The 19,517-nt window shown below is 68.2% G+C and carries 20 protein-coding genes; 13 read left to right on the forward strand and 7 right to left on the reverse strand.

Features of this window, described 5'->3' with window-relative positions; all coding sequences use genetic code 11:
• The first annotated feature begins 4 nt into the window (after positions 1-4).
• Together ACYVKL_RS15205 and ACYVKL_RS15210 are read left to right on the forward strand one after the other, a co-directional pair.
• Complete coding sequence (locus ACYVKL_RS15205; RefSeq protein ID WP_379163655.1) at positions 5-493, forward strand: MarR family winged helix-turn-helix transcriptional regulator; 489 nt, start codon at positions 5-7, stop codon at positions 491-493.
• Between the two features lie 50 nt (positions 494-543).
• Complete coding sequence (locus ACYVKL_RS15210) at positions 544-1,344, forward strand: DinB family protein (RefSeq protein WP_379163658.1); 801 nt, start codon at positions 544-546, stop codon at positions 1,342-1,344.
• A gap of 21 nt (positions 1,345-1,365) precedes the next feature.
• On the opposite strand, the gene ACYVKL_RS15215 is transcribed toward ACYVKL_RS15210, so the two are convergent.
• Positions 1,366-2,829: a carotenoid oxygenase family protein gene (locus ACYVKL_RS15215; RefSeq protein ID WP_379163661.1), complete on the reverse strand. Its 1,464-nt coding sequence runs from the start codon at positions 2,827-2,829 to the stop codon at positions 1,366-1,368.
• Positions 2,830-2,920: 91 nt separating this feature from the next.
• On the opposite strand from ACYVKL_RS15215, the gene ACYVKL_RS15220 reads away from it, so the two are divergent.
• The gene (locus tag ACYVKL_RS15220; RefSeq protein WP_379163664.1) at positions 2,921-3,550 is read left to right on the forward strand and encodes a TetR/AcrR family transcriptional regulator; all 630 of its coding nucleotides are present in this window, start codon (positions 2,921-2,923) and stop codon (positions 3,548-3,550) included.
• A 17-nt stretch (positions 3,551-3,567) separates the two neighbouring features.
• On the opposite strand, the gene ACYVKL_RS15225 is transcribed toward ACYVKL_RS15220, so the two are convergent.
• Complete coding sequence (locus tag ACYVKL_RS15225) at positions 3,568-4,185, reverse strand: TetR/AcrR family transcriptional regulator (RefSeq protein ID WP_379163667.1); 618 nt, start codon at positions 4,183-4,185, stop codon at positions 3,568-3,570.
• Between the two features lie 111 nt (positions 4,186-4,296).
• Between ACYVKL_RS15225 and ACYVKL_RS15230 the strand changes: the two genes are divergently transcribed.
• From ACYVKL_RS15230 to ACYVKL_RS15255, 6 genes are all read left to right on the forward strand, one after another.
• Entirely contained in the window at positions 4,297-5,589 is a 1,293-nt protein-coding gene (locus ACYVKL_RS15230) for a family 1 glycosylhydrolase (RefSeq protein WP_379163670.1), read from the forward strand.
• Positions 5,590-5,614: 25 nt separating this feature from the next.
• Positions 5,615-6,793 (forward strand): lipase family protein, encoded by a 1,179-nt coding sequence (locus ACYVKL_RS15235; protein WP_379163673.1) that lies wholly within the window; start codon positions 5,615-5,617, stop codon positions 6,791-6,793.
• Between the two features lie 13 nt (positions 6,794-6,806).
• Positions 6,807-7,856 (forward strand): extracellular catalytic domain type 1 short-chain-length polyhydroxyalkanoate depolymerase, encoded by a 1,050-nt coding sequence (locus ACYVKL_RS15240; protein ID WP_379163676.1) that lies wholly within the window; start codon positions 6,807-6,809, stop codon positions 7,854-7,856.
• A gap of 337 nt (positions 7,857-8,193) precedes the next feature.
• Positions 8,194-8,886 carry a DUF3159 domain-containing protein gene (locus ACYVKL_RS15245; RefSeq protein WP_379163679.1) on the forward strand — a complete coding sequence of 231 codons (693 nt, stop codon included), beginning with the start codon at positions 8,194-8,196 and terminating at the stop codon, positions 8,884-8,886.
• A gap of 37 nt (positions 8,887-8,923) precedes the next feature.
• On the forward strand, positions 8,924-9,796 hold the full coding sequence (locus ACYVKL_RS15250) for an alpha/beta fold hydrolase (RefSeq protein ID WP_379163682.1): 873 nt from the start codon (positions 8,924-8,926) through the stop codon (positions 9,794-9,796).
• A gap of 91 nt (positions 9,797-9,887) precedes the next feature.
• A complete protein-coding gene (locus tag ACYVKL_RS15255; RefSeq protein WP_379163685.1) occupies positions 9,888-10,820 on the forward strand; it encodes an SGNH/GDSL hydrolase family protein in 933 nt (310 codons plus the stop codon).
• A 66-nt stretch (positions 10,821-10,886) separates the two neighbouring features.
• On the opposite strand, the gene ACYVKL_RS15260 is transcribed toward ACYVKL_RS15255, so the two are convergent.
• A complete protein-coding gene (locus tag ACYVKL_RS15260) occupies positions 10,887-11,423 on the reverse strand; it encodes a hypothetical protein (protein WP_379345413.1) in 537 nt (178 codons plus the stop codon).
• 259 nt (positions 11,424-11,682) lie between these two features.
• On the opposite strand from ACYVKL_RS15260, the gene ACYVKL_RS15265 reads away from it, so the two are divergent.
• Together ACYVKL_RS15265 and ACYVKL_RS15270 are read left to right on the forward strand one after the other, a co-directional pair.
• Positions 11,683-13,107 (forward strand): MFS transporter, encoded by a 1,425-nt coding sequence (locus ACYVKL_RS15265; RefSeq protein ID WP_379163690.1) that lies wholly within the window; start codon positions 11,683-11,685, stop codon positions 13,105-13,107.
• A 120-nt stretch (positions 13,108-13,227) separates the two neighbouring features.
• A complete protein-coding gene (locus tag ACYVKL_RS15270) occupies positions 13,228-13,914 on the forward strand; it encodes a DUF1361 domain-containing protein (RefSeq protein ID WP_379163693.1) in 687 nt (228 codons plus the stop codon).
• A gap of 19 nt (positions 13,915-13,933) precedes the next feature.
• Here the strand turns inward: ACYVKL_RS15270 and ACYVKL_RS15275 are convergent, their stop codons facing one another.
• Together ACYVKL_RS15275 and ACYVKL_RS15280 are read right to left on the reverse strand one after the other, a co-directional pair.
• Positions 13,934-15,391, reverse strand: a complete 1,458-nt coding sequence (locus tag ACYVKL_RS15275) for a flotillin family protein (RefSeq protein WP_379163696.1) — start codon at positions 15,389-15,391, stop codon at positions 13,934-13,936.
• 9 nt (positions 15,392-15,400) lie between these two features.
• A complete protein-coding gene (locus ACYVKL_RS15280) occupies positions 15,401-15,610 on the reverse strand; it encodes a hypothetical protein (RefSeq protein ID WP_379163699.1) in 210 nt (69 codons plus the stop codon).
• 138 nt (positions 15,611-15,748) lie between these two features.
• Between ACYVKL_RS15280 and ACYVKL_RS15285 the strand changes: the two genes are divergently transcribed.
• Entirely contained in the window at positions 15,749-16,441 is a 693-nt protein-coding gene (locus ACYVKL_RS15285; RefSeq protein WP_379163702.1) for a hypothetical protein, read from the forward strand.
• A gap of 106 nt (positions 16,442-16,547) precedes the next feature.
• Positions 16,548-17,510, forward strand: coding sequence for an alpha/beta fold hydrolase (locus ACYVKL_RS15290; RefSeq protein WP_379163705.1), 963 nt, complete (start codon positions 16,548-16,550; stop codon positions 17,508-17,510).
• Positions 17,511-17,518: 8 nt separating this feature from the next.
• On the opposite strand, the gene ACYVKL_RS15295 is transcribed toward ACYVKL_RS15290, so the two are convergent.
• A complete protein-coding gene (locus tag ACYVKL_RS15295; RefSeq protein ID WP_379163708.1) occupies positions 17,519-18,568 on the reverse strand; it encodes an AraC family transcriptional regulator in 1,050 nt (349 codons plus the stop codon).
• A 70-nt stretch (positions 18,569-18,638) separates the two neighbouring features.
• Positions 18,639-19,490: an alpha/beta fold hydrolase gene (locus ACYVKL_RS15300; protein ID WP_379163711.1), complete on the reverse strand. Its 852-nt coding sequence runs from the start codon at positions 19,488-19,490 to the stop codon at positions 18,639-18,641.
• Positions 19,491-19,517: the final 27 nt, after the last annotated feature.

Consider the following 19,517-nt stretch of genomic DNA (forward strand, 5'->3'; position numbering starts at 1 on the left):
CTGGATGACATCGGAGCGCCGGCACGCGCTGTACGAGGAACTGTCGAACGAATCGCGCCGCTACATGGCCGCGTACACGCTGTTCAACCAGGCCATCGCCGACCGGCTCGGCCTCCACCCCACCGATCTGCAGGGCCTGAGCATGCTGACCGCCGAGCCCGAACCGCTGACCGTGAAACAGATCGCCGATATGACGGGATTGACCACCGGCTCGGCCACCCGCCTGGTCGACCGGCTCGAGCGCGGCGGCTACGTCCTCCGCGTCCCCGACACCCATGACCGCCGTCGTGTCCTGGTCACCCCGGTTCCCGAGCGCGTTGCCCGCGTGACCGCGGTCTGGGACGAGCTCGGCGAAGGCTGGCAAGCCATGCTCGCCGACCACACCGACGCTGAACTGGAGGCGATCATCCGCCACCTGCGAAAGGCCCAGCAGCTCAGCAAGATCCAGATCGAACACCTGCGAGCCGACAACAAGCCCGACACCCCGAACTGAACCGGAGCGCTGCCATCCACGGAGCCGACCGCACCCGATACGATCGAGGGGTGAGCGCGAATGCGTCCGGTGACCACCTGTCGGCGCTGCGGATCGAGCGCCAGGCCGTGCTCGATTTCTGCGCCGATCTCACCGATGCGGAGTGGCACGCCGAAAGCCGGGCCGCCGGCTGGAGCGTGAAAGACGTTGTGGCGCACATGGCCGCCGACCTGCGCAGCGTCGTCACCCCGGACGCGCTCGCGTTCATGGCCACCAAGGACGTGGAGAGCCTCAACGAGCGAGCCGTCGCGGCATCGCGTCCCCGGTCACCGCAACAAGTCCTCGAAGGCTTCGCGACCTGGACCCGAGTCGGCACAGCCGCCCTGGCCGTCATGACCGCGCCCGGTGTCGGCCGAGTCCGGCTGCGGGTCGCCGAGCTCGGCCGCTATCCGATGCGAATCTTCCCGGCGATGTTCCTCTTCGACTGGCACACCCACCTGCGCCACGACATCGCCCCGGCGCTGGACCGCCCGCACCCGCCCACCGACGAGCGGCGGACAGCCTCGATCCTCGAATGGCTGACCACCCTGCTGGAGCAGTCCCACCGCCAACGACTCGCCTGGCTCGATGTCCCGGTCGCAATCAGTTTCACCGGCCCAGGCAGCGGCGCATGGCGCATCGAACCCGAGCGAGGCCGACCCGTCCGCGTGCGACGAGGCGGTACGGAGAACACGGCAGTCCAGATCACTGCTCGCGCAGACGAATTCCCACTATGGGGCACGACCCGCGCCGCCTGGCGCGACTGTGACGTCTCGATCGCCGGTGACGCCGAGATCGGCGCCCGCGTGCTCGACAGCATCGACCTCATCTGACCAGGCGACGATACCGGGGCATCAGAGACTGTTCGTGCCGGGCAGGGGTTCCTCGGGGTGCGCGATGCGGCGGGAGAAGGTGCCGTGGAATCCCCAGGGAATGTGGTGGTCGAGCCAAGCGGTGGCCAGGGGGCCTCGTTCGGGGTCGCGGGCGTCGAGTATCAGGAGTTGGGAGCGGTTTTCGGTGAGGTCGTGGTTGAGGGCCAGCAGCCAGCCGTCGTCTTCGGCGGCGTCACGGGTGCGGGGCACGAACAGGGGTTCGCCGACCGAGCTCGAACCCAGTTCGCAGCTGGTGACCTTGCCGGTGCGGTGGTCGATCTTGACCACGGAGTTGAACAGCCCGGCCGGTCCGCCGGCACCGGCGAGGTAGCTGTAGTGGTGTTCGCGGGTGCCGCGACGCCAGTCGTATTGGGGGAATTCGCCGGATCGGTCGGTGAGTTCGCGTTCGATCACGGTGCCGCCCTTGGTTATCCGGTACTGCATGAGCCGGGAGTCCGGGAACTGCGGGGCGCCGAGGTCGGAGCGGTTGACCACGCCGGTCATGCGGCGGACTTCGTCCCACTCGGTGTCGAGGCGGACCAGTTCGACCACCACGTCGTCGCCGTCGTCGTAGGCATTGGTGAGGTGCAGGTGCAGTAGCGCTTCGTGTTCCACGATGCGCGGGCGGCCGCCGTGCTTGGGCACGAGCAGAAATCGGGTGCCCTTGGCGCGCTTGAATTCCAGGGAGTCGACGAACGAGGTCGTGGCCAAGGCGAGTTTGAGGATGTTGGGCAGGATCGGGTCGAGCACGAACACCAGGTAGCGCGAGGTGAGCGCGAAATCGTGATTCCACGGCACATCGAGCATCGGCACCGACGCGACGTTGTGCGCTCGTCCCGAGCGGTCGATGCGGTAGGTGCGGATGCGCGGGGTGGGCAGCACATCCAGGCCGAAGTTGTACATGTCGCCGGTGACGGGATCCCATTTCGGGTGCGCGGAGAACGCGCCGAGAAACCCGAGTCGGCCGCCGAAATCGGTGGGGCCCAGCGTATCCAGGGTGTCGGGGTCGATGCGATAGGGGTTGCCCATCTCCCACAATGCGAGCAGGCCGCCGTCGTAGTTGACGATGTTGGTGTTGGCCACGTTCTCCGGCAGCCGCCCGATATTGGCCAGTGGCCCACCCGGAATCTGGTCTCCCACACCGCGATACCGGATCCGCCCGGAGCGCTGTCCGTGGGCGAAGTGGCGGGTGCGCACATACCGGTTGCGGAACCGCACCGAGGTCCCGTCCAGCACGAACTGGGAGATCATGCCGTCGCCGTCGAACACGTTGTGCAGCAGTGACTTCCCGACCAGATGCTTGCCCGGCCCGATCCGGTACAGGGTGCCGCGCAGCTCCTTCGGCAGCGTCCCGTCGATCTGCTCGATCCGGTAGTCGTGTTCGTCGAGCAGCGGTGCGGTGACCTGTTCGTAGGCGGTCGTGGCAGTGGCGCGAGTGCTGGTCATCGCGGATTCTCCCTTGAATCGCTAATCTGATGACGACTGTCATCTGATGACGTATGTCCGCAAATGTAGGAGCGCGCCTAGAGTGTTGTCAATGACGAACACGGCCACCCGCAGTTACGGCGGCGTCAGCGCCACCGAGCGCCGCGCCGACCGGCGCGCGCGGCTGCTCGCCGCGGCCCGCGCCACCTGGGGTGAATCAGGAATCGGCGCGGTCACCGTGCGCGGGGTGTGCAAAACGGCCGGACTCACCGACCGCTACTTCTACGAGCACTTCGCCAACCGGGAGGAACTGCTGCTCACCGTCGCGGACGAGGTCCGCGACGACATGCTGTCGACCATGGTCCAGGCGGGCGTATCGGCCGATGGCCCGGCCGAGCACAAGCTGCGGGCCGCGTTGCAGGCCGTCCTCGAAATCGTTGCGGCGGACCGCAACATTCATCGGATCGTGTCCACTCTCGACTCCGGCGATCTGCCCGAATTGGCGCAGCGCCGACACGATGTGCTCGCCATGATCGCCGACCTCGTCGTCGAAAACGCCCCCGCGGCACTGGGAATCACCGTCGAGCCGGCCTGGCTGCGACGGGCCGCGTTGTTCATCACCGGTGGCGTCAATCAACTCATCGAGGGATGGCTGGCCGGCGCCATCGAGATGACGAGCGCCGAACTCGCCGCCGAATGCGCCCGCATGTGCGTCAGCGTCATCGAGAACACGCAGCCCTGATCGCTCGCCGAGCCCGATCAGCCGAGCGGCTGGACCGATGCGCGCAGCCACGTCGTGAAATAGGTGAAGGATTCGACCGCGTCCAGGTCGGCCTCGAGCAGCCATTGGCTTTCCAGACCGTCCATCGTGGCAATGAGCAGGCTGGTCATCGCACGAGGGTCGATGTCCGGGCGCACCGTACCGGCGGTGATGTCACGTTCGAGGGCGGCCTCGATGAGGGAGCGCAGGAACCGCTGTCTGCCGGTCACCCACTCGTAGGCGGGGTGGTCGGGGCCGTCGGCCTCGGCGGCGGCGAGGTGGGCGAGTCTGATCATGGGCCGGTTGGTGACGTTGTGGCGGACCACGTTTTCGAAGAACGACAGCAGCGTGTCGAAGTCCATGGCCGACAGTTCGTCGAGCCCGGTGCCGGTGACCGCCATGTCGCGCAGATCGCGGGTGGCGAGGACCGCCTGCAGCAGGGCCTGTTTGGTGCGGAAGTGGTGCAGCAGGCCCGACTGCGAGATCTCGGCGTCGGCGGCGATCCGGGCCAGCGAGCTGCCCTGGTACCCGTGGCGCGCGAAGTGCTCGAACGCCACCTCGATGATCTTGGTGCGCGCCAGTTCACCTGATCGCTGCGCGGAGTCGGTGGTCGCCATGAGGTCGAATCCTATGGCACCGGCCCCGGCGCACTGGCAGACCAACCACTCGGTCAGCTACCATCGCCGCAGCCGTTCACCGTGACCGGCGGAGGAAAACAGGAGCAGCACATGCGTCGGAAAGCAGCGATCGCGGCGGTCGCACTCGGTATGGCGCTGCTGTCGATCACCTCGGCAGCCGCCGAACCGGGCGCCGATCACGGCGGGTCACTGCCCGCCGGATTCCTGTGGGGCGTAGCGGGTTCCGGGTTCCAGTCCGAGGGGTACTCGCCCGACAGCAACTGGTCGCGCTACGCCGCCTCGGGCAAGACCCACGATCCGGTCGGAACCTCGGCCGATTTTCTGCACCGGTACCGCGAGGACATCGCCCGCGCCCGCGACCTGGGCGTCGGCGTCTTCCGCTTCGGCGTGGAATGGGCGCGCCTGGAACCCGCACCCGGACAGTACGATCCGGCCGCGTGGGCGTTCTACGACGATGTGGTCGCCACCATCCGCGCCGCCGGTATGCGGCCGATGATCACCCTCGACCACTGGGTCTATCCCGGCTGGGAATTCGACCGCGGCGGCTGGCGGCACGCCGACATGCTCACCGATTGGCTGGCCAACGCGAGGCAGGTCGTCGACCGCTACGCCCGGTTCGATCCGATCTGGATCACCTTCAACGAACCCTCGGCGTACGCATTCGAGGAAATGCAGGTCGGCGGACTCGACCCGGCCGACGTATCCGGCGCGCAGGACCGCTGGGTCCGAGCCCACCGCGACATCTACGACTACATCCACGCAGCACAGCCCGGCGCGCAGGTCTCGTCGAACGTCGCCTACTTCCCCGTCGGCGAGGCCGCCGTCGACACCACCTTCCTCGACCGGGTCGCCGACAAACTCGACTTCATCGGGCTCGACTACTACAACTCGATGTCACCGACCGACTTCAGCTTCTTCAATGCCTTCGCCGAACCGTGGAAGGCCAACCCCGCCCCCGACGGCATCTACTACGCGCTGCGACACTACGCCGAACGCTTTCCGGGCCGGCCCCTGTACGTCGTCGAGAACGGGATGCCGACCGACAACGGCGCACCGCGAACGGATTACGAGCGCTCCGACCACCTGTCCGACGCCGTCTACTGGGTGCAGCGCGCCGTGCGCGACGGCATGAACGTCATCGGCTACAACTACTGGAGCCTCACCGACAACTACGAATGGGGCAGCTACGAGCCACGTTTCGGACTCTATTCCGTCGACGTGCGCAACGATCCCAGCCTCGAACGCGTGCCCACCGCAGCGGTCGACACCTACCGGTCGATCATCGCCAACGGCGGCGTCCCCGGCGACTATCGGCCGGTTTATCCGCAGACCGTGTGCTCGCTCGTCGACGAGCTGGCCAGCTGCCTGCGCCCGGCCCGCTGAACCGGCGCCAGCTCGAGGACCATTCATGATCTCCCGTTTCGCGGCGGCAGCCGCGCTCGCCGTCGCCCTCACGGCGAACACACCGGCCCTGGCCGAGGACCTTCCGTACGCCGCAGGGTCGGTACGGCCCGACACCGATCCGTTCTACTCACCCCCACCCGACCTCGCGTCCTACCGCGACGGCCAACTCGTCGACCACCGCGAAGTCGGTGTGGATCTGGGCATCCCGGTCCGCGCCTGGCAATTGTCGTTCCGCACCAATGACTCTCGTGACCGCCCCGAACTCGGGGTGACGACCGTGCTGGTTCCCACCGCGCCGTGGTCCGGTCCCGGACGACGGCCGGTGGTTTCCGAACAGCTGCCGGAGGATTCGACCGGTACCCGCTGCGCGCCGTCGTACACCCTGGTGAATCGCACCGTGCAGTCGGCCGAGCCGTTGACGCAGATGCTCGCGAAAGGCTGGATCGTGGCGGTGCCCGATCACGAAGGCCCGAAGTCGGGCTTCTTGACGGGGCCGCGCACCGCGCACACGATTCTCGATGGCATCCGGGCGGTCGGCGGGTTCGAGCCCGCCGGGGTCGGACCGGATGCGGTCTGGGGACTCGACGGCTACTCCGGCGGCGGGGCCGCGACCGCGTGGGCCGCTCAGCTCCAACCCACCTATGCGCCCGAACTGTCCTTCGCCGGGGCCGCGATCGGCGGTGTCCCCGCCGACCTGACGGCCCTGACCGCTCGGTTCGACGGAAGCATCTTCTCCGGCTACAACTTCGGGATCCTGGTCGCGTTCGACCGCGAATACCCCGAAGCCGGTATCGGTGACCTGCTCGATGAGCGCGGGCACTCCGCGATCGCGGCGGCCGGCGACGCCTGCGTCACCGATCTGCTCCTCAACTTCGCGTTCCGCAGACTCGATGATTACGACCTGGGCACCGGTCTGCTGCAATCCCCGCAGTTCGCGCAGGTCCTGCGGGACAATTCTCCTGGAGCGACGGCACCGGCCATGCCAATCTTCAACTACCACGCCGACACCGACGAGATCGTCCCGGTCGACCAAGCCGACCAACTCATGGCCCGGTGGCGCGCCGGCGGAACCACGATCGAGACCGTGCGCGATCCCCTCGGCGAGCACGGACTGGAAGCGCTGCGCCGGGCGCCCGATGCCCAGGCGTTCCTCGCCGACCGGATGGCGGCGGCCGACCGGTGAAAGCCGAGGAAGAATGCGCGTATCCGAGCGCCAGGGCACACTCCGACTGGCTCTGATCGTCCTGCTGACCGGCTTGCTGATCGCGACCGCCGCGCCTGCTACGGCGCGGCCCGAGGACCCCGGCCGGATCGACACCGGCAGCTACACCTCCGGCGTATTGACCTACACCTACGAGGCTTTCGTGCCCGACGACCTGCCCGCCGACCCCGCGCTGGTGGTGATGGTCCACGGCTGCAAGACCACAGCCGAACAGCAGCGGCACGCAAATCTCCTGGATCCGATCGCCCGCCGCGACGGGTTCGTGGTCCTCTACGTCGACGGCAGCCCGTTCCACCTGCTGCAGCAGCGATGCTGGTCGGGGCTGCTCACGCCCGCCCTGGAAAGCCGGACGTCCGGTGACGCCGCCGCGATCGCGGCGATGACCCGGCTCGTCATCGCGCGCTACCACGTCGACGCCGATCGGGTCTACGCGGTCGGGATGTCCTCCGGCGCTTACGAAACCACGCTTCTCGGCGCGTACTTCCCAGACCTGTTCGCCGCCATCGGCGTGCACTCGGGCGCGGCATTCGATCACGGCGCGCTCGGCTGCGTGGGCCCGTACCTACCGACCGTGTCACCGGAACAGCTTGCGGCACAGGCGTTATCCGCTGAGGGCGGGTATCGCCGGGTGATGCCGGTCATCGGCTTCCACGGCGACGCCGATCCGGCGGTGCCTTACGAATGCGGGCGGCAGGTCATCGAACAGTGGCGACAGACCGACAACCTGTTGCTCGCCACCCAGGCCGCGCCGAACGGGATCCCGCCACAGCCGACCGGAATCGTCGACGGTGTCGCCAACGTTCCCGAGGGCCATTCCTACACTGTCGAATCCTGGAAGTACGAATCCGACTGTCCCACACTGCAATTGTGGACGATCCACGATATGGCGCACTACTGGTCGGGCGGCTCGGCCGATCCCGACGCCGCCGAGTTCACCGACCCGCGCGGCCCGAACGCCGCACAGGCGGCATGGGAGTTCTTCTCCCCCATTCGCCGCACCGACACAGGCTTCCGCTGCGAGTGAGCCTCCCAGGGCGGCAAATCCTGGCTGGAAGCACCGTTCGTGACGCACATCTCATCCGGCGCGACCGGTCTACCGGGTCATAAGGCATTGCCCACAGCCCGCCATCCTTATTACAGTCAGACTGCAATAAGAACCCGATGAAAGGCCCTGACCATGAACTTCCCGATCATCAACCTCGGATCCGCGACGCTGGACCTCGCGAGTGAGGTCACCCAGCTGGCCGCGAACGCCACCTACCTCCTGCAGTCGTGGGGCTCGATGTAGGCCGAATAACCAGCCAGAGCCGTCCCCATCCGCGGCTCGATCCAGGAAAGCCTCGAATACCTAGGAGATTGCGATGCTGGTGACGGAAGTGCAGATGCAGGAAGCCGTAGATCGTCGGACCACCGCGGCCGAGATGTGGGGGAAGTTCCGGGCGCTGGGCGGGCCGCAACACCTGCTCGACGGAGCTGCCCCCGCGATCGGCTTCCTCGCCGGATACGCCGCGGTGAACGCCAAGATCGGCGTACTGGTCGCGCTCGGAGTCGCCGGGCTGATCTCGCTCTACCGGTTGATCAAGGGCGATTCGGTCAAGGTGGTGTCGGTGTCGCTCGCCACGGTCGTGGTGTTCTCGCTGTTCGTCGGCATCACCGGCGAGGGGCGCGGCTTCTACCTGCCGGACCTCATCATCTGCGCGGTGGCCACGGCCACCTTCGGGATCACCCTGCTCAGCGGCCGCCCGCTCAGCCATTGGGCCTCCCGCAAACTCGGCCTGGAACGCGCGCACACCGGCGACCCCGAGGCGCGGATCCGCCTGCACCGCAAGGTGTCTCTGGCCTGGTTCGCCTTCTGGGCGCTACACCTGCTGATCATGGTGCCGCTGTATCTCGCGAACAAGGTCGTACTGCTCGGCACGGTGGCGCTGGTGCTCGGCAAGCCGGCGCTGGTCGTCATGCTCGCCGCCACCTGGCTCTGGGTCCGCTCACCTCGCACCGCAGCACCATTACATGTAACCGACGGTAGCGGAAACACTCGGCATGTGACACGCTGAATCAGCAAGGCTGCAACCAGGAAAGGTGCACGAGTCAATGGCGACCGAAGTATCCATTCCGGGGCGAATCACCTCGTTCCGACGCGACGGACTGGTGTTCCCGGTGATCGACTCCGGACCGATCTCCGGCGAGCCGGTCCTGCTACTGCACGGCTGGCCGCAGGACTCCCGCAGTTGGCGCGAAGTCGCAGAGCTGCTGAATCAGGCCGGCTACCGAACCTTCGCGCCCGACCAGCGCGGCGCGAGCGCGACCGCCTCCCCGCGCCTGCGGTGGCAGTACCGGCTCGGCGAACTGGCTGCCGACGTGCTGGCGATGATCGACCAGATCGGTCGGCCGGTGCACCTGGTCGGCCACGATTGGGGATCGGCCGCGGCCTGGGCCGCGGCGATCGAGGGGCCGGACCGGCTGCTGTCGCTGACGGCGTTGTCGGTCCCGCATCCGGGCGCCTTCGCCCGCGCGATCCTCACCAGCCGCCAAGGCCTCGCCTCCTGGTACATGTACTTCTTCCAGCTACCGGTGGTCCCCGAACTCTTGCTTCGCACCGAACTCTTCACCCGGTTGCTGCGCGGGACCGGCCAATCCGCGCAGGTTGCCCGGCGGGACTCGGCGCGGATGCGCGACCGCGCGATCGCCCGCGGCGGGCTGCATTGGTACCGCGGCATGCCGTTCTCCTCGCCGCGCCTGCTGAGCGGCCGGGTCAGCGTCCCGACGCTGCAGGTCTGGAGCGACGGCGACACCGCGGTACTCGACTCCGGCATCAAGTTGACGCGCCGCTACGCGGACGGCCCGTACCGGCTCGAAGTGCTGCCGGGAGTGTCGCATTGGATCCCCGACGAAGCCCCCGAAGCGCTGACCCGCCTACTCGTCGAGCATTTCGGCGCGAGTGCGCAGGCCGCGGGCGGTCGATGATCAAACGGCGACTCGCCCGGTGCGCGCCACGCTAGGATCTGGCGACCCGTACCGGGCGTCCCACTCGCTACCGCACGAAATGCCGAGGATCATGAGCCGCTTTCTTTCCGCCGTCGCAATGGTCTTCGGAGGGGCGGCGCTGTTGAGCGGCCTCACCGCGCCGGTCGCCGGGGCGGACACCGATCCGGCGCAGGCGGAAGGCAAGTCGCTGGTGGTCATGGGCGATTCGAATACCGCCAATGCCACCTGGTCCACCATGCAACCCCAGCCGACCGGCGTGGCCTGCCCGCACCTGCCCACGTCCTGGCCGAATCAGCTGGCGGACCGGATGGGCTTGTCGCAGACCAAGGACTTCGACGACGTGTCCTGCGTCGGCGCGTACATGTGGCGGCACGGCGAGGACCACTACTGGACGGCGCTGACCGAGGCGCGGCAGGCGGCCGCGGACGGCGCGTTCGGTCCCCGGACCAAAGCGGTGCTGCTGCAGTTCGGTTTGAACGACGCGTGGGGCGCCGACCATCAGGCCCAGAACGCGCTGGTCCCATGCCTGTTGGACGTGCTGCGCGGGTGCAGCACCGCCGACGCGGCCTCGAACGGCAATCCGCCGGCCCTGCTGACCGGTCAGGACTACGTCGATCACCTGCGCGACATCGTCACCTACATCCGCTATTACGCGCCGAACGCGCGGATCGTCCTGGTCGGGTACCAGGAGCTGCACACTCCGGGCGACCAGGCGATCTGCATGGGCGTGCTGGGCGTCCCGGTCGGCCTGCCCCGCGCGGGCGCGGTCACCGACGTCTTCGACAGCCTCCGCCAAGCGCCGCGGGACGCCGCCGCCCTGCTCGGTGTCGAGTACTTCGATGCCGCCGCGGTCACCGCGGGCCACGGACTGTGCTCCGCCGACCCCTGGCTGAACGGCATCTTCACCCCGGGTCCGGACTTCAACGGGCAGCCGGGTCACCCGACGGTGCGGGGCGACGCCGCCGTCGCCGAGGGCTTGCAGCAGTTCCTGACGGCCCGATAACGAAGACTCCCACCCGAATCCGGGATTCGGGTGGGAGAAGTATCGCGGGCCGGGGCCCCAAGGGTCCTATGGCACGACGACGTCGATATTCGCCGGAATGTTGGCGCGGTCGGTGCGGATCGTCAGGTGGACTCGGCCGGGACCGGTGTTGACCGGGAAGATGGCCGGATAGGTACTGCTCTGACCCGCGCCGATGAAGCGGGTGACGCTGCCCTGCTGGCCGGTGTCGGCGTTGTTCCAGTCGACGATGGCGTTGACGTCGCAGGCCAGCAGCTGGGCGGCCCAGTTGCCGAGCGGTGAGAAGCCCTGGCTGATGCGCAGGATCACCGAGTGCGAGGCGCCGGGCGCCTCGGAGTACTGGTAGAGCGGGCCGTCGAAAGCCGTGCCGCCGGTGGAGAACATGCCCGCGCACACCCCGTTGCCGAGGGTGAAGACCGGACTCATGTTGAAACTGTTCTGCGCACACGAGCGCGGGTCGACATTCGACCAGCCCAGCTGACACGGGCTGCCGTTCGGTTCGGCGCCGGCCGGTGCGGCGGCGACGGCCGCGCCGGCGCCGAGGATGGCAACGGCGGTCAAGCAATTGATCGTTCGTTTCATCATCGGCCAATCCTCACAGCCGACACCGGGTCGGTGTCAACCATGCCCGGGGCGTGTCCCCGTTCGAATCTCGCGAAAGTTCCGGAGCCAGGAGCATTTTCGCGCAGGCCAGACCACCCGCAAATACCTATACCCCCAATAGGTATGAGAAGTGTCACAGCACTCCGGGCTGTTTTCGTATACCCCATGGGGGTACCAATGGACGGGTTGGAACTGCCCGTGGCCGCCCCGGCCCCGATACCTCCGTCAGGGAGTGATTCCTATGTCCACCCACACCTCCGCGCCACCCTCGTCGCGGCGCTGGATCGCGTTGGGGCTCATCGCCCTCGCCCAGTTCATCGTCATCATGGACACCTCGATCATCGGTGTCGCACTGCCGGAAATGCAGGACGCCCTGGGGTTCTCGCAGGAGAACCTGTCCTGGGTCTTCAATGCCTACGTGGTCGTCTTCGGCGGCCTGCTGCTGCTCGGCGGCAAACTGTCCGACATCGTCGGGGCCCGCCGGATCTTCCAGACCGGATGGGGCGTCCTCGCGGTCGGATCGCTGGTCGCCGGGCTCGCCGGCAACGCCGCGGTCGAACTGATCGGGCGCGGCGTGCAGGGCGCGGGCGCGGCCCTCATCGCACCCTCGGCCCTGACCCTGCTGATGATGCTGTTCGGCGGCAATCCCGGCGAGCTGACCAAGGCGTTCGCCGTGTACGGCGCCGCCGCCCCCGCGGGCGGCACGGCCGGAGTGTTCCTCGGCGGCCTCATCACCCAATACGCCTCGTGGCCTTGGGTCTTCTACATCAATATCCCGATCGCCCTGGTAGCCCTGCTGGCCGCGCCCGCACTGACGCCCGATGGAGCGCTGGCGCCGCACTCCTCGGTGGATCTGCTCGGCGCGGCGACGGCCACCCTCGGGCTGGGCGCGGCGGTCTTCGCTGTGGTGCGCGGAGATTGGGCCGCGACCTCGACCTGGCTGGTGCTGCTCGCGTCCGTCGCGCTGCTGGGCGCGTTCATCGCGATCCAGGCCCGCCGCCGCGAACCGCTCATGCCGCTGAGCATCTTCCGCGCGCCGGACCTGGGCGCGGCCAACCTCGCGCAGGTGCTGCTGGGCGCGGCCTGGGTGCCGATGTGGTTCTTCCTGAACCTGTATCTGCAGCAGGTGCTCGGCTATTCGGCGTTCCCGTCGGGTGCGGCGCTGCTGCCGATGACCGCGCTGATCATGATCGGCATGATCGCGATCTCGCCGAAACTGTTCGCCCGCTTCGGCGCTCGCACCATGACGGTCGCCGGCCTGCTCATCCTGTCGGCCGGACTGGCCTGGCTGTCGTTCATCCGCCCCGACGGCACCTTCTGGATCGACGTGCTGCCGGGCTCCCTGGTGGCGGCGCTGGGCATGTCGCTGGCCTTCATTCCCACTCTGCAGACCGCTATTTCGGCCGCGCCGCCGCAGGAGGGCGGCCTCGCCTCGGGCATCGTGAACACCGGCTACCAGATCGGCTCGGCGCTGGGTCTGGCCGCGGTCACCGCCATCGCCGCCACCGCGGGCGCCGACCAGCTCGGTGACGCCGGCGCGCTGACCGACGGCTTCTCGGCCGCGTTCGTTACGGCCGGCATCATCGCCGTCGGCGCGGCGGCGCTCGCCCTGGTGACCTTCCGGTCGCCGGCGCGGCGCGGTCTGGAGGTCGCCGCCGGAGCATGACCTCCGAACAGGCACGGCCGGAACGGCAATGGCTCGGTGGGAAATCCTCCCACCGAGCCATTGCCACATATTTGCCAAATTGGGCGATAGGTTGCCGATATGAAGCCAGGGGAACTGCTGATGCTTTATGTCCTAGGACTCAACGCCTATGCGCTGCTACTGATCCTGCTGCGTTCCCGGATCTATCGCGTCCCCGTGTACCGGCCGATGGTCTGGAACTTCTTCCTCTCGGTCCTGCCGCTGGGCATCCTGCTGGGCGTGATCGTCGCGACCGGACTGGTCGACCTGGCCACCACTCGCGGGGCCGCGATCGTGGTGGGTGCGGCCGGTTTGCTGATCTGGATACTGCTGCTGCCGAATTCGAGCTACCTGATCACCGAACTGAATCTCAACCATCGCCGCCCGGACGACCCGGTCCCGCTCTGGTACGACATCGTCGCGGTCCTGTCGTTCGCCATGTCGGGCGTGGTCAACATGGTGCTCGGCATCCTGATCGTCCAAATGGGCTTCGTGACCGTGTTTTTCGGTGACACCGACAACGCGGCCATGCACTCCACCCTGTCCCGGGTGCTGGTCACGGTGATCATCCTCGCCGTCTCGATCGGCATCTACCTGGGCCGATACCTGCGCTTGAACAGCTGGGACGTGCGCTCCCCCGCGCAGCTCTGGGCCAAGGTACGCGAGCATTTCGAACCGAGGGCCGTGCGCGGGCGCTTCGCGTTCTTCTGCGTCACCCACACGATCTTCCTGGGACTGATGTACGGCCTGATCGTGGGCCCGCTCGTCGACATGATGGCGAACAGCTGAGCGAGCGGGCCCACCGTGATCAGTGACCGTTGGGGCTGAGCGCGACCTCACCGTTGGGTGCGGTGTCGGGCTTGAGGACGGGCATCAGGGACTCGCGGGCCATGGAGGTGAGAGTCCCTGCCTGCTGGATGATCTCGGCCAGCGCGGAGGTCACGCCCTGGGCTCCGTTGAGCACCGTGAACTGCCCGACGTGTTCGAACGGCTTCGCCGCGGCGGCCACGATCTCCGGCAGGTGCTCGGCGATCTGCTGGGCGATCACCGCCTCCTGGTTCTTGCTCATCGCCTCGGCGCGCTGCTGGATGCCCGCCGCCTCGGCCGCCATCCGGGCGCGCACCGAGTCGGCTTCGGCGAGACCGCGCGCCTTGATCGCATCCGCCTCCGCCTGACCGTTGAGCCGGGTCGCCTCGGCCTGCGCGGCCGCCCGCGCCTTGATCGATTCGGCTTCGGCGAGCGCCTGCAGCTTCGTCTGCGCCGCAGCGGCTTCCGCGCGCAACCGGGTTTCCTGGGCATCGGCCTCGGCCTGACTGATGCGGGCGTCGCGGGCCGCGGTGGCGAGGGTGGTCTGCCGGTAGGCCTCGGCGTCGGCCGGCTTGCGGATCTCCACCTGGAGCTGCTGCTCCTTCTGCTGCGCCTCCAGCTGCGCCACCTTGGTCTCGACCTCCACGACCGCCTGGCGGGCGGTCGCCTCGGCCAGCGGGCCCTGCTGTTGCGCATCCTTGGTGGCGCGGTCCACCTCGGCCTGATATCCGGCCTTCTTGATCTGGGTGTCGCGCACCGACAGCGCGACCTGCGCCTGCGCGGCCTGCTCCTGCGCGATGGCCTCGCGTTCGGCATTGGCGCGCGCGATGCGCGCGTACTGCTCCACCTCCGCCTGATGCGGAACGGCCAGGTTCGCAATGTAATTCGACTCGCTGGCGATCGACTGGATCTGGAACGAGTCGATCACCAGGCCGAAGGACTCCATCTCGTGCGAGCAGCGGTCCCGCACCTGCTCGGAGAACTTGTCCTGATCACTGATCATGTCCTCCACCGTCATCGACCCGGCGATGGCGCGCAGATGCCCGATGAACACGTTCTGGACCTTGGTCTCCAGCTCGTCGGTGGGCCGATCCAGGAAGCGGCGGGCCGCATTGGCGATGGAGGTGTAATCGTCGCCCACCTTGTACATGACCACACCGGTCAGTTGCAGATTGATCTTCTGCCGGCTCACGCACGGCACCACGATCTGGGATTCGTGCGCCTCCAGCGAGATTCGCCGCACCTTGGTCAGCCCCGGCGCGACCAGGCAGCCGCGCCCGGTGACGATCCGGAACCCCATACTGTCCCCCGACCCGCCCGGTCCCGATCCGGCTCGGAAGCCCGAGATGATCAGCGCCTCATCGGGTTCGGCGACCCGCCACGCCATGCGCAGCAGTCCGAGCACGGCGACCATCACGACGAAAACCAACCCGACCACAGCAATGACCAGGATGTCCACGATGCACCTTCATTTCACGGGAACGACTTCGACAGTCCGGCCACCCAGACTGCCGACCACCAGCACCTGAGCGTGCTTGGGAATCGTCGACTCACTGTCGGTAGCGCGTGCCAGAAACCGTTCGGACCCGGCCCGCACCTCGATCAACACCTCGCCGAGGTGGCCGGGCGTGATCGCGGCCGTCACGCGAGCGAACTTGCCGATCACATCCGCCGCCATCACACCCACCCCCCGGAACCGCAGTTGTTCGACACCACAACGCTATTCCCGCCCGCGATCACCGGAAATTTCCTTTACGAAAAACTAACGGGTCCAACCGGCCGACCGGCCCCGATACCGACCCTGCATGATGGGTTCATGCTTCCCACCGACCATCTCACCCAGGTTGACCGCCGCCCCGCCGTGATCGACACGCCGCTGGGTATCGTCGGGTTCTCCGCCAAGGTCGGCGACGATCTGCTGCCGGTCGGCCCGAACACGGTGTGGCGCTTGCCGAACGGGTCGCTGCTGCACCGGTGGCGGCATCGCGACGCCACCGTGGACCTGCTGATCGGGAGCATCGAGATGCCCGCCTGGGACGGCGGCGCGCCGGTCGCGCTGTGGGCGGGGATCTGGCAGGTGAAGGCGCACAGCGCGGTATCGGGAATGGTGCTCGCCACCGAGATGACCGACCTGCCCGCCGACGCGAGCGGCGGACCGGACACCGGAGAATGCCTCGCCGCCGTCAGCATCGAGAACGACCGCTTCATGGTGTCCATCGGCGGACCCGATTCCGAACTGCTGGCCATGCAGGCCGACGACGCCCGCCTCATGCCCGCCGCCTGGGCATACCTGATCCATGCCGACGACCACGACGCCGAATACGGTGTCCGCTACCGGGATCCGGCCCGCATCGAATGGCACCTGCCCGGCCTGGCCACCGACGAGGCCGCCCGCCTGTGCGTCGCCACCGCCTGGTGCCCCCGCGACGACGACCGCCCCGCCGCCTGGTTCGCCGTCGACATCCCCCTCGACACCGCCTACCTGCACCTCACCGCCGCCCCGGCCTGACCGCGCGGTTGCACCGGTCCGGGACCCGCCCGACGTACGGTGGGCATCGAGCAGAGCCCGATCGGTACTGTCCGGATGGTCGCCCAGGGAAGGCACGGTGTTCAGCATGATCGATGTCCCGGAGGTCAACATCGGTGCGGGATACCGGGACAAGCGGGTCGGCTACTTCCGCGACGACGCCGGTTTCGCGCGCTACCTCGACGCCTACCGCGACGGCTTCGCCGCACTCCCCCGGCCCAGCCTGACCGCGGACCTGCCCACCGCGCTCGGCACCGTCCGCGCCTACCGCTTCGGTTCGGGCGGGGGCACGCCCTTGGTCCTGTTGCCCGGCCGCCAGGCCGCGACCCCGATGTGGGCGGTCAACCTCCCCGGGCTCCTACGCTCGCGCCCCGTCATCACCCTCGACCTGCTCGGCGAACCGGGCCTGAGTGTGCAGCACGCACCCCTCGAAGACGCCGCCGACCAGGCCGCCTGGCTCAACGAAAGCCTCTCCGGACTCGGCCTCGACCGCGTGCACCTGCTGGGCGTCTCCATCGGCGGCTGGTCGGCGGCGAATCTGGCCATCCACGCCCCGCGACACGTCGCGTCACTGACCTTGCTCGACGCGCCCATGGTTTTCGGCTCGATCAGCTGGAAGATGATCGCGGTCTCGCTCGGATCGGTCATCCCCGGCATGCCCGAGCGCTGGCGGGACACGTTGCTGAGCTGGATATCCGGCGGCGCGAAAGCGCCCCGCGAGCTCCCCGAAGGCAGGCTGATCGCCTCCGGCATGCGTGACTTCCGCAGCCGGCTGCCGATGACGAAAACCCTTGCCGCCGAACAGGTCGCCGCCATCACCGTCCCCGTGCTGGCGATCTTCGCGGGCCGCAGCATCGTCCACAATGCCGAGCGCGTCGCCGCCACTGCCCGAGAAGTGTTGCGGGACGGCCGGGTCGAAGTGTGGCCGGCCGCGTCGCACGCCATCAACGGCGAATTCCCCGACGAGATAGCGGCCCGCGTGGACAGCTTCCTGACCATGGCCGAACAGCGCGGCGCCTCGGAATACCGGGACCTTCCCGACTCGCGCTGAACGCCCACTCACTCCGAGAGGGTGCGGCGAAAACCCGCGGGCGACTGACCGGTCCAGCGGCGGAAGGCCCGCGCCAGCACGCGATGGTCGCGGTAGCCCAGTCGCAGTGCCACCACCCGCACCGGCACCGTGGAATCACGCAGCAGCGCGATCGCCGTCTCCCGCCTGAGGGTTTCGAGCTCCGCGCGCCAACTGGTGCCGTGCTCGGCCAGGCGGCGCTGCAGGGTGCGGTCACTGATCCGCAGGCTGCTCGCCACCTCCTCCAGCCGCCGGCCCTCACCGCCCGCGGACGGCAGCGTCGCGTGCAGGGCCGCACGGAAGGCGTCCAGCCAGGCCGGTTCGGGCGCGATCGAATCGATCACCTGCTGCGCGTGCGACCGCAGAATCCCTTGCAGGACAGGATCGTTCGCCTGCTCCGAGTCACCGGCCGAAATCAGGAAGGTGATCGCGTCCCGGCCCTGCCCGAAGTGGATGTTCCCGGTGCCCAGCGCCCGCACCAGATACGCGCGATCCTCCTGAGCCCGGTGCGAGAAGTCCACTCGCACCGGCCGGCCCGCCGCGCCGAAGCTCTCGGTGGCTCGTCGCACCAGCACCGCCATCACGAATTCCTTGTTGGCGTCGCCGGCCGCCCCCTTGTGCGGCAGCTCGACATACCGTGCGGTGAGCAGGGATCCGTCCTCGACCACCTCGAGATCGACCCGGCGGTCGCAGATCGCGTTGTTGTAGCGCGCGGCGTCCCGCAAGCCTTCGGCGAGGGTCGGCGCGCTGCCGATCAGGTAGTCCCACACGTTGAGCCGCCCGCGCTCGGCCCGGCCTGCGGCCAGCACCCCGGCCTCGGGTCCGGCCAACTGGTACAGCAGTTCCCACAGGCGCGTGACCGTCAAGGTCGGCAGCCGCACCGAGTCGTCGAACAGCAGCGCCGGATCCACGCCCAGCAGGCGCGCGATCCGCTCCTTGTCGGCCCCGGCCCGCAGCGCGGCCTCCACCATCACCCCCACCACATGGGAGGAGACGGTGTTGGCCGCGTCGGCGGACCGGTCCAGGATCGACGTTGGCATCGGCGCCACCTTCTGACGGGATCGTGCGTGGACTCACCACAACCCGATACCCCACAGAGGTATTCCGCCGTCAGTCGCCGGGATGCTCCGCCAGGAACTTCACGATCAGATCCGCGACCAGATCCGGCAGCTCCGCATGCGGGTAGTGGCCCGAACCCGGTGCGGCGGCAACGGTTCCGAGACCCGCGGGCATCAATGCGACGATCGCCTCGCCCTCCGCGATCGGGTCCACGAAATCGGGATCCTCGGTACCCATCACCACCAGCGCCGGGCATTCGATATTCGCCAGCTGCGCCTCGGCGTCGGCCGGAGTGGACTTGCCGGTCTTCATGAAATCGGCGAACCGGCCCGGCTCCCGCAGCGTCGCGGTCAGTCCGGCCAGATACTCGTCGAAGTCCGGAGTCTTCAGCGGATACGCGGCATCCAGATACCTCAGCCACAGCCGCAGACTCCGGAACACCATCGTCGAGATCACCAGCAGCTGCCCGCGGCGATACCGGCGCAGCGTGAACAGCTTCCCCACCGCGAAGGACTGCACCCGCGTGAACGGATTCAACTCCACGATCGCGCGCACCAGACCGGGCTCGAGCGCCGCCGCGATGGTGGCCGAGCCGCCGGACAGCGAATGCCCGACGATCACCGCCGGCCCGCCCAGCTCCCGGATCAGCGCGAGGATGTCGAGCGCCACGTCGGTGCGCGAAATCGCCACGCCGCCATCGTGAGACGTCCAATCCAGGCTGGATTCGCCATGGCCGCGCATATCCATCACGGCCACCCGGAACCCGGCCGCGACCAGGCGCGGCGTGAGAAACCGGTAGACCTGGCGATGATCACCCATGCCGTGCGACAGCACGATCAACGGTCCGGCGCCGGTCACGTCGTAGGCGATGCGCCCGCCGTCCAGCTGTAGGTATTCGGTCACACCAGGCACGTTAGGAGCCCACACCCG

It is taken from the genome of Nocardia tengchongensis, assembly GCF_054781395.1.

Bases quoted from the DNA above. Each gene is read 5' to 3' on its own strand.
- ACYVKL_RS15205 (WP_379163655.1), top strand. From the start codon at position 5: ATGACATCGGAGCGCCGGCACGCGCTGTACGAGGAACTGTCGAACGAA.
- ACYVKL_RS15215 (WP_379163661.1), bottom strand. From the start codon at position 2,829: ATGACCAGCACTCGCGCCACTGCCACGACCGCCTACGAACAGGTCACC.
- ACYVKL_RS15220 (WP_379163664.1), top strand. From the start codon at position 2,921: ATGACGAACACGGCCACCCGCAGTTACGGCGGCGTCAGCGCCACCGAG.
- ACYVKL_RS15225 (WP_379163667.1), bottom strand. From the start codon at position 4,185: ATGGCGACCACCGACTCCGCGCAGCGATCAGGTGAACTGGCGCGCACC.
- ACYVKL_RS15230 (WP_379163670.1), top strand. From the start codon at position 4,297: ATGCGTCGGAAAGCAGCGATCGCGGCGGTCGCACTCGGTATGGCGCTG.
- ACYVKL_RS15235 (WP_379163673.1), top strand. From the start codon at position 5,615: ATGATCTCCCGTTTCGCGGCGGCAGCCGCGCTCGCCGTCGCCCTCACG.
- ACYVKL_RS15240 (WP_379163676.1), top strand. From the start codon at position 6,807: ATGCGCGTATCCGAGCGCCAGGGCACACTCCGACTGGCTCTGATCGTC.
- ACYVKL_RS15245 (WP_379163679.1), top strand. From the start codon at position 8,194: ATGCTGGTGACGGAAGTGCAGATGCAGGAAGCCGTAGATCGTCGGACC.
- ACYVKL_RS15250 (WP_379163682.1), top strand. From the start codon at position 8,924: ATGGCGACCGAAGTATCCATTCCGGGGCGAATCACCTCGTTCCGACGC.
- ACYVKL_RS15255 (WP_379163685.1), top strand. From the start codon at position 9,888: ATGAGCCGCTTTCTTTCCGCCGTCGCAATGGTCTTCGGAGGGGCGGCG.
- ACYVKL_RS15260 (WP_379345413.1), bottom strand. From the start codon at position 11,423: ATGATGAAACGAACGATCAATTGCTTGACCGCCGTTGCCATCCTCGGC.
- ACYVKL_RS15265 (WP_379163690.1), top strand. From the start codon at position 11,683: ATGTCCACCCACACCTCCGCGCCACCCTCGTCGCGGCGCTGGATCGCG.
- ACYVKL_RS15270 (WP_379163693.1), top strand. From the start codon at position 13,228: ATGCTTTATGTCCTAGGACTCAACGCCTATGCGCTGCTACTGATCCTG.
- ACYVKL_RS15280 (WP_379163699.1), bottom strand. From the start codon at position 15,610: ATGGCGGCGGATGTGATCGGCAAGTTCGCTCGCGTGACGGCCGCGATC.
- ACYVKL_RS15285 (WP_379163702.1), top strand. From the start codon at position 15,749: ATGCTTCCCACCGACCATCTCACCCAGGTTGACCGCCGCCCCGCCGTG.
- ACYVKL_RS15290 (WP_379163705.1), top strand. From the start codon at position 16,548: ATGATCGATGTCCCGGAGGTCAACATCGGTGCGGGATACCGGGACAAG.
- ACYVKL_RS15295 (WP_379163708.1), bottom strand. From the start codon at position 18,568: ATGCCAACGTCGATCCTGGACCGGTCCGCCGACGCGGCCAACACCGTC.